This window comes from Nonomuraea sp. NPDC005501, from assembly GCF_040605905.1.
GTDB lineage: Bacteria > Actinomycetota > Actinomycetes > Streptosporangiales > Streptosporangiaceae > Nonomuraea.
Map to the genome: position 1 here is coordinate 87,433 of NZ_JBEXDT010000011.1, position 14,298 is coordinate 101,730.

At 72.2% G+C, this 14,298-nt stretch carries 13 protein-coding genes; 10 read left to right on the forward strand and 3 right to left on the reverse strand.

Features of this window, described 5'->3' with window-relative positions; all coding sequences use genetic code 11:
• The first annotated feature begins 3 nt into the window (after nt 1-3).
• The 5 genes from frc to ABZS51_RS09160 all read left to right on the forward strand — a co-directional run bounded on the left by frc (nt 4) and on the right by ABZS51_RS09160 (nt 6,490).
• Nucleotides 4-1,227, forward strand: a complete 1,224-nt coding sequence (gene frc / locus ABZS51_RS09140; protein ID WP_355437986.1) for a formyl-CoA transferase — start codon at nt 4-6, stop codon at nt 1,225-1,227.
• Nucleotides 1,228-1,313: 86 nt separating this feature from the next.
• On the forward strand, nt 1,314-3,413 hold the full coding sequence (locus tag ABZS51_RS09145; RefSeq protein ID WP_355437988.1) for an acetate--CoA ligase family protein: 2,100 nt from the start codon (nt 1,314-1,316) through the stop codon (nt 3,411-3,413).
• Between the two features lie 76 nt (nt 3,414-3,489).
• A complete protein-coding gene (locus ABZS51_RS09150; protein WP_355437990.1) occupies nt 3,490-4,980 on the forward strand; it encodes an Nramp family divalent metal transporter in 1,491 nt (496 codons plus the stop codon).
• Nucleotides 4,980-5,468, forward strand: a complete 489-nt coding sequence (locus ABZS51_RS09155) for a hypothetical protein (RefSeq protein ID WP_355437992.1) — start codon at nt 4,980-4,982, stop codon at nt 5,466-5,468. Before ABZS51_RS09150 ends, ABZS51_RS09155 begins: the two co-directional genes overlap by 1 nt.
• Complete coding sequence (locus ABZS51_RS09160) at nt 5,465-6,490, forward strand: TerC family protein (protein WP_355437994.1); 1,026 nt, start codon at nt 5,465-5,467, stop codon at nt 6,488-6,490. The genes ABZS51_RS09155 and ABZS51_RS09160 overlap by 4 nt, the downstream gene beginning before the upstream one ends.
• A gap of 55 nt (nt 6,491-6,545) precedes the next feature.
• Here the strand turns inward: ABZS51_RS09160 and ABZS51_RS09165 are convergent, their stop codons facing one another.
• The 3 genes from ABZS51_RS09165 to ABZS51_RS09175 form a co-directional block, all read right to left on the reverse strand.
• The gene (locus ABZS51_RS09165; RefSeq protein ID WP_355437996.1) at nt 6,546-6,725 is read right to left on the reverse strand and encodes a hypothetical protein; all 180 of its coding nucleotides are present in this window, start codon (nt 6,723-6,725) and stop codon (nt 6,546-6,548) included.
• Nucleotides 6,726-6,803: 78 nt separating this feature from the next.
• Complete coding sequence (locus ABZS51_RS09170; RefSeq protein WP_355438036.1) at nt 6,804-7,535, reverse strand: GntR family transcriptional regulator; 732 nt, start codon at nt 7,533-7,535, stop codon at nt 6,804-6,806.
• Between the two features lie 78 nt (nt 7,536-7,613).
• Complete coding sequence (locus ABZS51_RS09175) at nt 7,614-8,861, reverse strand: MFS transporter (RefSeq protein ID WP_355437998.1); 1,248 nt, start codon at nt 8,859-8,861, stop codon at nt 7,614-7,616.
• Between the two features lie 89 nt (nt 8,862-8,950).
• On the opposite strand from ABZS51_RS09175, the gene sucC reads away from it, so the two are divergent.
• The 5 genes from sucC to gcl are packed head-to-tail and all read left to right on the forward strand — an operon-like array spanning nt 8,951 to nt 14,292.
• Complete coding sequence (sucC, locus tag ABZS51_RS09180) at nt 8,951-10,081, forward strand: ADP-forming succinate--CoA ligase subunit beta (RefSeq protein ID WP_355438000.1); 1,131 nt, start codon at nt 8,951-8,953, stop codon at nt 10,079-10,081.
• Entirely contained in the window at nt 10,081-10,956 is an 876-nt protein-coding gene (gene sucD / locus ABZS51_RS09185; protein ID WP_355438002.1) for a succinate--CoA ligase subunit alpha, read from the forward strand. Before sucC ends, sucD begins: the two co-directional genes overlap by 1 nt.
• The gene (locus ABZS51_RS09190) at nt 10,953-11,717 is read left to right on the forward strand and encodes a TIM barrel protein (protein WP_355438004.1); all 765 of its coding nucleotides are present in this window, start codon (nt 10,953-10,955) and stop codon (nt 11,715-11,717) included. Before sucD ends, ABZS51_RS09190 begins: the two co-directional genes overlap by 4 nt.
• Entirely contained in the window at nt 11,714-12,574 is an 861-nt protein-coding gene (locus ABZS51_RS09195; protein WP_355438006.1) for an NAD(P)-binding domain-containing protein, read from the forward strand. The genes ABZS51_RS09190 and ABZS51_RS09195 overlap by 4 nt, the downstream gene beginning before the upstream one ends.
• On the forward strand, nt 12,571-14,292 hold the full coding sequence (gene gcl / locus ABZS51_RS09200) for a glyoxylate carboligase (RefSeq protein WP_355438008.1): 1,722 nt from the start codon (nt 12,571-12,573) through the stop codon (nt 14,290-14,292). The genes ABZS51_RS09195 and gcl overlap by 4 nt, the downstream gene beginning before the upstream one ends.
• Nucleotides 14,293-14,298 lie beyond the last annotated feature (6 nt).

A 14,298-nucleotide genomic window follows, 5' to 3' on the forward strand; every position in this document is an offset into this window, starting at 1 on the left:
GGGATGAAGGCTCTCGAAGGTGTCCGCGTCCTCGACATGACCCATGTCCAGTCGGGCCCGTCCTGCACCCAGCTGCTCGCCTGGCTGGGCGCGGACGTGGTCAAGCTGGAGGCCCCGACCGGCGACATCACCCGGCAGCAGCTGCGCGACCTGCCGGGCGTCGACAGCCTCTACTTCACCATGCTCAACTGCAACAAGCGCAGCATCACCCTCAACATGAAGAGCGAGCGCGGCAAGGAGATCTTCACCGAGCTGGTGCGGAGCGCCGACATCCTGGTGGAGAACTTCGGCCCGGGCGCGGTCGACCGCATGGGGTTCACCTGGGAGCGCCTCCAGGAGCTCAACCCGCGCCTGGTCTACGCCTCGATCAAGGGCTTCGGCACCGGCCGGTACGCGAAGTTCAAGGCGTACGAGGTGATCGCCCAGGCCATGGGCGGCTCGATGAGCACCACCGGCTTCGAGGAGGGCCCGCCGCTGGCCACCGGCGCCCAGATCGGCGACTCGGGCACCGGGATCCACGCGGTCGCCGGCATCCTGGCCGCCCTCTACCAGCGCCAGCGGTCGGGGCGCGGGCAGCGCGTCCAGGTGGCCATGCAGCACGCCGTGCTGAACCTGTGCCGCGTCAAGCTCCGCGACCAGCAGCGCCTGGCGCACGGCCCGCTGCGCGAGTACCCGAACAGGATGTTCGGCGACGAGGTGCCCCGCTCCGGCAACGCCAGCGGCGGCGGCCAGCCCGGCTGGGCGGTCCGCTGCGCGCCCGGCGGCCCGAACGACTACATCTACGTCATCGTGCAGCCGGTCGGCTGGAAGCCCCTCTCGTCCGTCATCGGCCGTCCCGAGCTGGCCGACGACCCCGAGTGGGCGACGCCGGAGGCGCGGCTGCCGAAGCTGGACAAGATGTTCCAGCTCATCGAGGAGTGGACGATCCGCCACGACAAGTGGACGGTCCTCGACCGGCTCAACGCCGAGAACATCCCGTGCGGGCCGATCCTGTCCACCAAGGAGCTGGTCGCGGACGAGAGCCTGCGCGAGGAGGGCATCGTCGTCACGGTCGACCACCCGGAGCGCGGCGCGTTCGTGACCGTCGGCAGCCCGCTGCAGCTCTCGGACTCGCCGGTGGAGGTCGTCACCCCGCCTCTGCTCGGCGAGCACAACCAGGAGGTCTACGGCGAGCTCGGCGTCAGCGCGGACGAGCTGGCGCGGCTCAAGGCGAACGGAGTCATCTAGTGGAGCGGCGAGCAGGGACCGACAGCGGCAGCCCGCGTGACCAGCGAGGACCCGTGGGGAGCGCGACCACGGGCACAGTCCGCGAAGTGATCGAGAAGGCGCTCGCCGAGGGCCGCACGGCCCTGACGGCTCCCGAGGGGCGCAGGCTGTGCGAGGAGTACGGCATCGCCACTCCCGGCGAGGGCTTGGCCGCCTCCGCCGACGAGGCCGCCGAGCTGGCCAGGAGCATCGGCCTCCCCGTGGTGCTGAAGATCGTCTCGCCGGACATCCTGCACAAGAGCGACGCCGGCGGCGTGCTCGTCGGGCTGCGGACCGCCGAGGAGGTCCGCGAGGGCTACGACACGATCCTCGCCAACGCCCGCGCCCACGACCCCGACGCCAGGATCGACGGCGTCCAGGTGCAGCAGCTCGTCGGCGGCGGCCACGAGGTCATCGTCGGCGCCGTCACCGATCCCACGTTCGGCAAGATCGTCGCCTTCGGACTGGGCGGCGTCCTGGTCGAGGTGCTGAAGGACGTGACCTTCCGGCTCGCCCCCGTCTCGGGCGAGGAGGCCCTGGGGATGCTGGACGACATCAGGGCCGCCGAGGTGCTGCGGGGCGTCCGTGGCGCCGAGCCCGCGAACCGGCGGGCGCTCGCGGACCTCATCGAGCGCGTCGGCAGGCTGGTGACAGACGTCCCCGAGATCGTCGAGGTGGACCTCAACCCCGTCTTCGCCGACGCGAACGGCGCCGTCGCGGCCGACGTGCGCGTCCTCGTCGGGGACAGGCCGGTGGAGGTGGTCCGGCGGACGCGCGAGGAGATCCTCGGGCAGATGACGCGGATCTTCAAGCCCCGCGCGGTGGCCGTGATCGGCGCCTCCGCCGAGAACGGCAAGATCGGCAACTCCGTCATGCGCAACCTCATCGACGGCGGCTACAGGGGCCGGATCCTCCCGATCAACCCCAAGGCCGACGAGATCATGGGGCTGACCGCGTACCAGAGCATCTCCGACGTCCCGGGCGACGTGGACGTGGCCGTCTTCGCGATCCCCGCCGCGTTCGTCGCGGCCGCGCTGGAGGAGGCGGGGAGGAAGGGCGTGGCGGGCGCGATCATGATCCCGTCGGGCTTCGCCGAGACGGGGAACGTCGAGGGCCAGAAGGAGATCGTCGAGATCGCGCGCCGGCACGGCGTACGCATCCTCGGCCCCAACATCTACGGCTACTACTACACGCCGGAGAGCCTCTGCGCGACGTTCTGCACCCCGTACGACGTCAAGGGCAGCGTGGCGCTGACCTCGCAGAGCGGCGGCATCGGCATGGCCATCCTGGGCTTCAGCCGGACCACCGGGATGGGCGTCTCGGCCATCGTCGGCGTCGGCAACAAGGCCGACGTGGACGAGGACGACCTGCTGACCTTCTTCGAGCAGGACGACAACACCAAGGCCGTGGCCATGCACCTGGAGGACCTCAAGGACGGTCGCGGCTTCGTCGAGGCGGCGCGCAGGGTCGTCAGGCACAAGCCGGTCATCGTCCTCAAGGCCGGCCGCACCGCGATGGGCGCGCGGGCGGCGGGCTCGCACACGGGCGCGCTGGCCGGCGACGACAAGGTGTACGACGACATCCTGCGGCAGGCCGGGGTCGTGCGCGCGCCGGGGCTCAACGACATGCTGGAGTACGCCCGCGCGTTGCCGGTCCTGCCCGCGCCCCGGGGCGAGAACGTCGTCATCATCACCGGGGCGGGCGGCTCCGGCGTGCTGCTGTCGGACGCCGTCGTGGACGCCGGGCTGAGGCTCATGGACATCCCGCCCGACCTGGACGCGGCGTTCCGCGCCCACATCCCGCCGTTCGGCGCGGCGGGCAACCCCATCGACATCACCGGCGGCGAACCCCCGTCCACGTACGAGAACACGGTCCGCCTCGGCCTGGCCGACGAGCGCATCCACGCGTTGGTCCTGGGCTACTGGCACACGATCGTGACGCCGCCGATGGTCTTCGCCGAGCTCGTCGCCCGCGTGGTGGCGGAGGAGCGGGCGAAGGGCAACGTCAAGCCGGTCGTGGCGTCGCTCGCCGGCGACACCGAGGTTGAGGAGGCCAGCGAGTACCTGTTCGAGCACGGCGTGGTCGCGTACCCGTACACGACGGAGAAGCCCGTGGCGGTCCTCGGAGCCAAGTATCGGTGGGCCAGGGCCGCGGGGCTGCTGCGCTGAACGAGCCAGGCGCAGTCGAGCGGGTGAGGGGCTTCGGGGCGCTCTAGGAAGGGACAAACCTCCAGGAGGTCCGTAGGTGGACACATCGCACACCCCTCCGGCGACGGCCACGCCGCCGGTCGAGGACGAACGAGTATGGAAAGCGGGCCGGCTTGAGCCGATGCCCATCAGGAAGCTGCCCGACGCGCCTCCGTCGGTGCACATTCTCGGGCCGACGGTCTTCCTCGTCGCGCTGGGCGTGGGCATGGGCGAGTCGTACATGTGGCCCAGACTGGTGCTGCTGTTCGGGCCCGAGATCAGGTGGCTGTTCCTGATCGGCGTCACGCTCCAGGCCGTGGTGATGCTGGAGATGGCGCGCTACGCCATGGCGACGGGGGAGAGCATCTTCTCCGGCGCCGCGAGGGTGTTCAAGCCGCTGATGTGGTTCTTCTTCGTCGCGGCCATCGCCGTCTACATCTGGCCGGGACACCTGTCGGCCGGGGCGGCGGCGTTCGAGGAGATCACCGGCATCCCGTGGATGGTGACCGCCGTCGTCGGGCTCGTCCTGGTCGGCGTGGTCTTCAGCCTGGCCAAGGTGATCTACAACGTGCTGGAGAACGTGCTGTCGCTGCTCATCGGCGCGCTCGTGATCGGCACAGCCGTGATCGCGGCCATGGTCGGCTCCTGGAGCGACGTGGCCTCCACGCTCACCGGCATGTTCTCCTTCGGTTACCTGCCGCAGCAGGCCATGTCGGCGACCTGGTTCCCCGTCATCGTGGGGGCGTGCGCCTTCGCCGGGCCCTCCGGCATGCAGCAGATGTGGTACACCCTGCACCTGCGCGACTCCGGGGCCGGCATGGGCGCGCACATCCCGCAGATCCGCGGGCTGCGGCACGCGGGCAAGGAAGAGGAGATGCCCGCGCGCGGGTTCATGTTCGACACCGAGGACTCGGCCGAGATGGCCAAGTGGAAGGGCTGGCGGCGCTGGGTGACGTTCGACGCCCTGCTGCTGTTCTGGGGCATCACCATGCTGGTGACGATCTCGTTCACGGTGATCGCCCAGTCGGCGGTGCGGCTCGACCCGGGCGTGCGCGCCGTCATCCAGGGCGACGACCGCGAGGTCGCGCTCACCGCGATGGCCAACGCCGTCTCCTCGGCGGGCAGCTCGGCGCTCGGGGCGGTCTTCCTCGGGTTCATCGCGCTCATCGGCCTGAACGCGACCCTGGGGCTGTTCGACTCCTTCTCCCGGGGGCAGGCGGACATGACCTACAACTTCGTGCCCGGGGCCAAGCGGCTCGGCATGTCGCGCCTGTACGGGGTGTTCCTGTGGGGCGTGATCATCTTCGGCATCCTGATCCTGCTGTTCGGGCCCGCCGACGGCCCGAGCGGGATCCTGGACACGCTGGCGTTCCTGTCCACGTTCGCGATGGGCGCGTACTGCGTGACCCTGCTCCTGGTGAACAACCGCATGCTGCCCAAGCCGATCAGGCCGAGATGGTGGACGAACCTGATCATCGGGTTCGGGGCGCTGTTCTACCTCGGGATGCTCTTCTACAGCCTGTTCGCCTACGGCGTGGTCGTGGGCTGATGGGCGGACGGCACAGCCTCGAACTCGCCCTGCCGGGCGCGTCGATCGGAGCCGTCGCCGGAGCCATGGCCGGCGGGCTGACCCTCTTCGCGAGGCAGCCCGCCGGACTGGCCGCGCTGTCGGCCCTGGCGCTCGCCGTGCCGCTCGCCCTCTTCGGCGGCCTGTACGGCGTGCTGCTCGGCCACGGCGTGTTCCGGCCGGGGACCTTCGGGCCCGTGGGCCTGTACTGGGTGGCGGCCTTCCCGGTGTCCCGGCTCGCGCAGGAGATCCTCGCGGGGGCCGGCCCGGCCGACGGCGTCCTGCCGTTCCTGGCGTACCAGGCCATGGTGAGCCTGGGCTTCGCGATCGGCTTCGTCTGGCTGCACGAGCGGATCATGCCGTACTGGCTGATGCGCCGCGCGGCCGTCAACCCGCCGGCCGAGGCGCTGCTCGGCCGCTACGTACGGCACGCCGGCATGCTGCGCGCGCGGAAGGGGGCGCGCCGGTGAACCTGCCCGCCTGGATCTGGCTCACCACGATCGGCGGCTTCGCCGCCGTGCTCGCGGTGGACTTCTGGCTCGTCGCCAGGAAACCGCACGAGCCCTCCTTCAAGGAGTGCGTGGCCTGGGTCTCGTTCTACGTCGGCCTGGCCGCGGCGTTCGGCGCCGGCCTCCTGCTGCTGTCGGGCCCCGCGCACGGCGGCGAGTTCTTCGCCGGCTGGATCACCGAGTACTCGCTGAGCGTCGACAACCTGTTCGTCTTCCTGCTGATCATGAGCCGTTTCCGGGTCCCCCGGGAGTACCGGCAGAAGGTGCTGCTCATCGGCATCATCCTGGCGCTGGTCATGCGCGGGGCGTTCATCGCGGCCGGGGCGGAGGCGGTGGCCAGGTTCGACTGGCTGTTCTACGTGTTCGGCGCCTTCCTCGTCTACACCGCGTGGAAGCTGGTCGGGCACGAGGACGGGGAGGCGGAGTTCTCCGAGAACGTCGCCCTGCGCGCGGTGCGCCGGGTGCTCCCGGCCACGGACACCTATCACGGCGCCCGGCTCACCGTGCACCTCGGGCGCAGGATGGTCACCCCGATGCTGATCGTCATGGTCGCCATCGGGACCACCGACCTGCTCTTCGCGCTCGACTCGATCCCGGCCATCTTCGGACTCACCAAGGAGCCCTACCTGGTCTTCACCGCCAACGCCTTCGCCCTCATGGGGCTGCGGCAGCTCTTCTTCCTCGTCGGCGGCCTGCTCGACCGGCTGGTCTATCTGAGCAAGGGGCTGTCGGTGGTGCTGGCCTTCATCGGCGTGAAGCTGATCCTGGAGGCCCTGCACCACGACGGCGTGCCATGGGCGCCGAAGATCCCGATCCTGGTGTCCCTCGGCGTGATCGTCGGCACTCTGGCCGTCACCACGGTGCTGAGTCTCGTCAAGTCGGCCCGCGACGCCAGGGCGTCGGCCCCGGCGTCGGAGCGGGCCTCACAGGGAGCCTCGCAGGGGGCCTCGGAGGGGGTGGAACCCGAGCCCGTGGAGCCGTGACCCCGTGAGCCCTGACCATGCCGCGGCCGGGAGGCGGTCCGGCTCCCGCCGCGGCTCAGCGCCGTGGGCAGTCGTGGACGCCGTGCTCCGCGGCTGCCCACGCGCGCAGGTAGCGGTCCGCGTCGTCGGCGGAGCGGTGCTTCCTGAGCGCCGTGCTCAGGCCGAGGCCGATGGCCCGGCCGTCCGCCGCCTGGCCGGGGGGATCACCGAGGAGAAAGCGGATGAGCGGCTTCATGTCATGACCCTCCGATCCGTACGGCTCCATCCTCTGCCCGAGGTGTTCCGGAGCATGTGGGCTTGGGTGAACCTCTGGTCAACCGAGCCGGCGGCGTCGCCGTACCGGCTTGGGCGCGGGCTCGGCCGGCTCGTCCTCCCGCTGCGCCATGTACGAGGCGCGCGTGTGCTCGGTGTGCTCGCGCATGATCTGCGCCGCGCGGGCCTCGTCGCCCGCCTCGATGGCGTCGATCAGCGCGGTGTGCTCCTCCCACGAGGTCATGCCGCGCCGGCGGGCCACCGGGGTGTGGTACCATCGCACTCGCCTGGCCACCTGGCCGGCCAGCTCGGACAGGACCTTGTTGCCCGACAGGGCGGTCACCAGGGCGTGCAGCTCGGAGTTGGTCGCCACGGCGGAGTCGACGTCGTCGGCCTGGACCGCCGCGATGCCCCGCGCGCACAGGGCGCGCAGGCGCCTGACGCCGTCGTCGCCCGCGTTCTTGGCGGCCAGCCGGGCGGACTCGGTCTCCAGCAGCGCCCGTACGGCCAGCAGCTGGTCGGCCTCCTCCACCGTCGGGACGTGCACGAACGCGCCCTGGCCCGGGAACAGGTCGACCCAGCCCTCGCCGCTGAGCTGCTGCAGCGCCTCCCGGACCGGCTGCCTGGACACGCCGAGCAGCTCGGCCAGCTCGCTCTCGACCAGGTGCTGACCCGGTTTGAGCTGCCCGGAGACGATGAGCTCCTGGATGGCCTCGATGACGCTCTCCCGGAGCGTGGCAGGGCGGGAGATCTTGGCGTGCGCCACTTGACCGGCCTCATCCGACAGCAACATGGTCACGTCTCCAGTGAATGTTTTTGGTCGACTGCCTACAGCATACTGTCTATGCTTCCTTCCTCGCCGTGACCCTGATCACAGCGGCAGGGTGGCGGGAAGACCCGGGACGCGCAGGCGGGGCACCGCCAGTGCGGGGACGCAGGCGAGGGCGGCGGCCAGGCCGAGCGCCGCCACGGGGGAGCCCAGGGCGAGCAGGGCCAGGGCGACGGCGGCCACTCCGGCCAGGGCCTTGGCGCTGTAGACGACGGCGTGGATCTCGCCTGCCCGCTCGACGCCGAAGAACTCCCTCACCAGGCCGGCGAGCAGCGGGTAGAACGCCCCGCCGCCGAGCCCGGCGGCCACGGCGCCGAGCCACAGCAGCGGGCCGCCGCCGGGCGTGGTGCCGTCGTGCAGGGCCGCCGCCAGGAGGACCTGTCCGGCGGCCAGGGCGGTCAGGACGGTGGCGAGCACGCGACGGCGGCCGAACAGCTCGGAGCAGCGCACGGCCGCCGACCGGCCGGCCCCGTTGAGCGCCACCAGGACGGCCGCCGCGCCCCACGAGCCGGTCCCGGCGACGACGATCACGTCGAAGACGGACACCGCGCCCGCGCAGACGAGGACCAGGGCCAGCGCCGCCAGCGCGGGCGTGCGCAGCGCCTGGCCGAGCCGGAACTGCCTGGAAGCCTCGGGGATCGCGCGCAGCCGGGCGGCGTCCAGCGCGTGCGTGCGCGGGTCCACGTCCCCCGGCCACCACAGGGACGGGGGCAGGCGCAGATTCCGGGCCGCGGCCCCGATGACCGCCGCCGCCACGACGGCGGCCACGAGGAACGCGGCGCCCGTCGCGCCGGGAGCGATCCCCGCCCAGACCAGCAGGGGCACCGCGCCGTACCCGAACGCTCCGGTGATCAGGGCGACCCTGGCGGCGGGGCGCTCCGGGTACCAGGCGGACACCACCTCGCCGCAGACCCCGTAGACCAGGCCCGCGCCGAGCCCGCCGAGCAGCGCGTAACCCACGAGCGCCCCGGGGCCGCCCACCGGCAGGGCGGCCGTGGCGAGGCCGGCGCAGCTCAGGACGGCTCCCGCGGCCAGGCAGGGGCGGACACCGAGGCTGCCCCGCCGTACCAGGTGGAGCGCGGGGAGCGCGCCCATGGCCTGGCAGGCGATCCAGGCGGCCACGAGGGCGAGCCCGGGCGCCTCCCCGGCGAGGAGGGCGGCGTAGCCGTACTGGAGCGGGCTGATCGCCGCCATGGCGCCCCAGGCCAGCCCGAACATGCGTGCGCGGTCGGCGGGGACGGGGCCGGGGAGGTAGGCGCGGCCGCGCCAGTCCTTGATTGCATTCTCCATACTGTATGGAATATCCAGCGAACCGCCGCCTGTCGAGCCCCTAGACGGAGCATATTCCATACGGTATACCGTCTACAAAGGAGGCTCGAATGGACCTGTACGAATACCAGGCGAAGGAGCTCTTCCGGAGTCACGGGATCCCGGTCCCCGCGGGCAAGGTCGTGGCCACCCCCGGCGAGGCCCGCGCGGTGGCGGCCGAGCTGGGCGCGCCCGTTGTCGTCAAGGCCCAGGTGAGGACCGGCGGACGTGGCAAGGCGGGCGGGATCGGGACCGCCCGTGACCCGGTCGCCGCCGAGGCGGAGGCCGGGCGCATCCTCGGGATGGACGTCAAAGGACACATCGCCCGCAGCGTGCTGGTCGAGGCCGCGACCGTGCCGGCGGCGGAGTACTACGCGGCCTTCCTCGTCGACCGGGCCGAGGCCGGCTTCCTGGCGATGGTGTCCGCCCGGGGCGGCATGGAGATCGAGGAACTGGCGGTCGCCGACCCCGGCGCCCTGGTGAAGCTGCCGATCGACCCGGTGACGGGCGTCGACGCGGACACCGCGCGGTCGCTGGCCGCCCGGGCCGGCCTGCCCGGTCAGGCGGCCGAGGTGCTGGAGAGGCTGTGGCGGGTCCTGGTCGCGGAGGACGCCCTGCTGGTCGAGGTCAACCCGCTGGTCCAAACCGCCGACCAGCGCGTCGTGGCCCTCGACGGCAAGGTCACCCTGGACGGCAACTCCGCCTTCCGGCATTCCTGGGATTACGACGAGGGGACGGACGACCTGGAGTCCCGCGCCAGGGCCAAGGGACTCAACTACGTGAAACTGGACGGGCGGGTCGGCGTCATCGGCAACGGCGCGGGCCTGGTCATGAGCACCCTCGACGTGGTCGCCGGGGCCGGCGCCGCCCCCGCGAACTTCCTGGACATCGGCGGCGGCGCGTCCGCCGGGATCATGGCCGACGGGCTGGAGATCGTCCTGGCCGACCCGGACGTGCGCTCGGTGCTGGTCAACGTCTTCGGCGGCATCACGGCCTGCGACGCGGTGGCCGACGGCATCGTCACCGCACTCGGGCTCCTCGGCGACCGCGGGCTGTCCAGACCCGTCGTCGTACGGCTGGACGGCAACAACGCCGAGGTGGGCCGGCGGATCCTCAGCGACGCCAGGCACCCGGCGATCCGGCAGGCCGCCACCATGGACGGCGCCGCCGAGACGGCGGCCAGACTCGCGGCAGGTGCGTGATGGCGATCTTCCTCACCAAGGACAGCCGGGTGCTCGTGCAGGGCATGACCGGCGCGGAGGGCAGCAGGCACACGAGCCGCATGCTGGCCGCGGGCACCGACGTGGTGGCCGGGGTGACGCCCGGCAAGGGCGGGCGGTCGGTGGACTTCGGCGAGCGCCTGGTTCCCGTGTTCGGCTCGGTGGCGGAGGCGGTGGCGGAGACCGGGGCCGACGTGTCGGTGGTGTTCGTGCCGCCGCGGTTCGCCGGCTCGGCCGTGGAGGAGGCCGTGGCGGCGGGCGTGCCGCTGTGCGTGGTCATCACCGAGGGCGTCCCCGTGCACGACGCCGTGCGTTTCCGCGCCCTCGCGCGCGGCCGGACCAGGATCATCGGGCCCAACTGCCCCGGCCTGATCAGCCCGGGCCAGTCGTCGGCCGGCATCATCCCCGCCGACATCACCACGGCCGGGCGCATCGGGCTGGTGTCGAAGTCGGGCACGCTGACCTACCAGCTCATGTACGAGCTGCGCGACCTCGGCTTCTCCACCGCCGTCGGCATCGGCGGCGACCCGGTCGTCGGGACCACGCACATCGACTGTCTCCAGGCGTTCCAAAACGATCCCGGCACGGACGCCATCGTCATGATCGGCGAGATCGGCGGCGACGCCGAGGAGCGGGCCGCCGCCCATGTCGCGGCGAACGTCACCAAGCCCGTGGTCGCCTACGTGGCCGGCTTCACCGCGCCGGAGGGCAGGACGATGGGGCACGCGGGCGCGATCGTGTCCGGGTCGTCCGGCACCGCCCAGGCCAAGAAGGAGGCCCTGGAGGCGGCCGGCGTCCGCGTCGGCCGCACCCCGTCCGAGACGGCCCGCCTCCTGCGTGCGGCGATGCCGGCATGAACGTCGACGTCAATCTCTCCCTCCTGTTCACTCATCTGCCGCTGCTGGAGCGGCCCGCCGCGGCGGCCGCGGCCGGGTTCGACGCCGTCGAGCTGTGGTGGCCGTTCGACGGGCCGGAGCCTTCGGGCGGGGAGCTGGGGGACCTGCGGAGCGCGATCGAGGACGCCGGCGTCCGCCTCGTGGGGCTGAACCTCGACGCGGGCGACATGGCGGCCGGCGAGCGCGGCCTGCTGGCCAGGCCGGACGGCTCCGCCCGGTTCCGGGCCAACATCGACGTGGCCGTGCGGCTGGCGGGCGAGCTGGGCTGCGGGGTGCTCAACGCCCTGTACGGCAACGACCCGGGCACCGACAGGGCCCTGGCCGTGGCGAACCTGCGCAGGGCGGCCGACGCGGCGGCGGGCATCGGCGCGACCGTGGTGGTCGAAGCCCTCAACTCCCATGAGAACCCGAGATATCCGATCACGTCGTCGAAGGCGGCGTTCGAGCTGATCGACGAGGTCGGCAGGGAGAACGTCGCCTTCCTGGCCGACCTCTACCACCTGCACCGGATGGGCGAGGACGTGCTGGAGCTCATCGACCGGCACTGCGCCAGGTTCGGTCACGTGCAGATCGCCGACGACCCCGGCAGGGGCCGGCCGGGCAGCGGGCGCATGCCGTACGACGAGATCTTCGCCCGGCTGGAGGCGGCGGGCTATCGCGGCCGCGTCGGCCTGGAGTACCGGCACGAGGGACCAGGCGCGTTCGACTGGAGGCGGGCATGAACATCGGGTTCATCGGCTTGGGGATCATGGGCAGCCCGATGGCCGCCAACCTCCTCAAGGCCGGACATGTTGTGACCGGGTATGACCTGAGTGCCGAGCGGGTCGAGCAGCTCGTCGCCCTGGGCGGCAAGGGCGCGTCCGGCGTGGTCGAGGCGGTGGGCGGCGCCGAGGCGGTGATCACGATGCTGCCCGACTCGCCGCAGGTCGAGGAGGTCGCGCCGCTGGTCGTCGAGTACGGCCGGCCGAACCTCCTCTTCGTCGACATGAGCACCGTCAGGCCCGGCACCTCCCGCCGGGTCGCGAGCCAGGCCGCGGCCGCCGGCGTGCGGGCGCTGGACGCCCCCGTCAGCGGCGGCGAGCGCGGCGCCGTCGACGGCACTCTGTCGATCATGGTGGGCGGAGCGGCCGAGGACGTCGAGGCGGCCAGGCCGATCCTCCGGACCCTGGGCACCACCGTGGTGCACGTCGGCCCGGCCGGCGCGGGACAGACCGTGAAGGCGGCCAACCAGCTCGTCGTCGGTGGCATCTACGGGCTCGTCTCGGAGGCCATCGTGCTGCTGGAGGCGTCCGGCGTGGACCCCGTGGCGGGGCTCGACGTGCTCGCGGGCGGCCTGGCGGGCTCCAGGATCCTGGAGCTCAAGCGGCACACCATGGTCAGGCGGGAGTTCTCCCCGGGCTTCCGGATCGACCTGCACCACAAGGACATGGGCATCGCCGTCGCCGCCGCCCGCGAGGCCGGCGTCAGCCTGCCGCTCACCGGCCAGGTCGCCTGGCTGGTGGCCGCCGCCAGGGCCCAGGGCCACGGCTCGCTCGACCACTCCGCCCTGCTCAAGGTGATCGAAAGGCTCAACGGGTGAAGAGAATTCCGTGCATGGAGGCCGTGGTCGCGGTCCTCGAGTCGGAGGGCGTGGACACCGTCTTCGGCATCCCGGGCGCGGCCATCCTGCCCTTCTACGCCGCGCTGCAGCACAGCTCGATCAGGCACGTCACCGTACGCCACGAGGAGGGCGGCACCCACGCGGCCGACGGCTGGGCCCGGGTGACCGGGAACGTCGGCGTCTGCGTCGGCACCTCCGGCCCCGCCGGCACCAACATGATCACCGGCCTCTACACCGCCCTCGCCGACTCGATCCCGATGATCTGCGTCACCGGGCAGGCGGTCTCCTCCAGGCTGCACCAGGAGGCGTTCCAGGCGGTCGACATCGTCGAGGTGGCGCGCCCGGTGACCAAGTGGGCGGTGCAGCTCAAGGAGCCCGCGCAGGCGCCGTGGGTGTTCAGGGAGGCGTTCCGCGTCGCCCGCTCGGGACGCCCCGGCCCGGTGCTCGTCGACCTGCCGCTCGACGTCCAGCGCGGGACCTGCCGGTACGACCGGGAGCTGGACGCGCCGCTGCCCGTCGAGCGGCCCCTGCCGCTGCCCCGGGCCGTGCGCGAGGCCGTGGACCTGGTCACGCGGGCCAGGCGGCCGATCATCCTGGCCGGCGGCGGCGTGATCGTCGCCGACGCCGCGGAGGAGCTGCTCGCGCTGGCCGAGTACCTCCAGGTGCCCGTGCAGGTCACCCTCATGGGCAAGGGCGCCTTCCCCGAGGACCACCCGCTGTTCGCCGGCATGGCGGGCGTCCAGACCCAGACGCGCTGGGGCAACGCCGCGTTCCTGGCCAGTGACCTGGTCCTGGCCGTGGGCGCCCGCTTCGGCGACCGGCACACCGGCGACCTGGACGTCTACCGCAGGGGGCGCACGTTCGTCCACGTCGACATCGAGCCCACGCAGATCGGCCGGGTCTTCGAGCCCGACCTCGGCATCGTCGGCCACGCCAGGCCGGTGCTGGCGCAGCTGCTGGAGGAGGCGCGCCGCCGCGGCGGGCCGAGGGAGCCCGGCAGGTGGACCCGGAAGATCGCCGGGCTGCGCGCGACGATGGCGCGCCGCGACGACTTCGACGACGTGCCCATCAAGCCGCCGCGGGTGTTCAAGGAGATCAACGAGTACTTCGGCAGGGACACCACGTTCGTCACCGCCATCGGGCTCTACCAGATCTGGTCCGGCCAGTTCCAGACGACCTACCTGCCGCGCCGCTACCTGGTCTGCGGCCAGGCCGGGCCCCTGGGCTGGGAGGTGCCCGCGGCCATGGGCGTGAAGTGCGCGCATCCCGGGCGGCAGGTCGTGGCGGTGGTCGGCGACTACTCCTTCCAGTTCCTCATGGAGGAGGTCGCGGTGGCCGCGCAGCACCGGATCCCCTTCGTCATCGTCATGATCAACAACGAGTACCTGGGCCTGATCCGGCAGGCCGAGATCCCGTACGGCATGAACTACGCCGTGGACCTGCACTACGGGGAGGGCGGCATCGACCATGTCAAGGCCATGGAGGCGTTCGGCTGCCCGGCGCGCAGGGTGGAGCTGCCGGGCGACATCCGGGACGCCCTGGCCTGGGCGTCGGCCGAGTCGGCGCGGGAGCGGCTGCCGGTTCTGGTCGAGGTGATGGTGGAGCGCGAGGCCAACGCCGCCATGGGCCCGGCGCTGGACGCGATCAAGGAGTTCGAGCCGTTGCCCGAACTCATCACGGCGGACTGGTCCGACTGAGGGGAG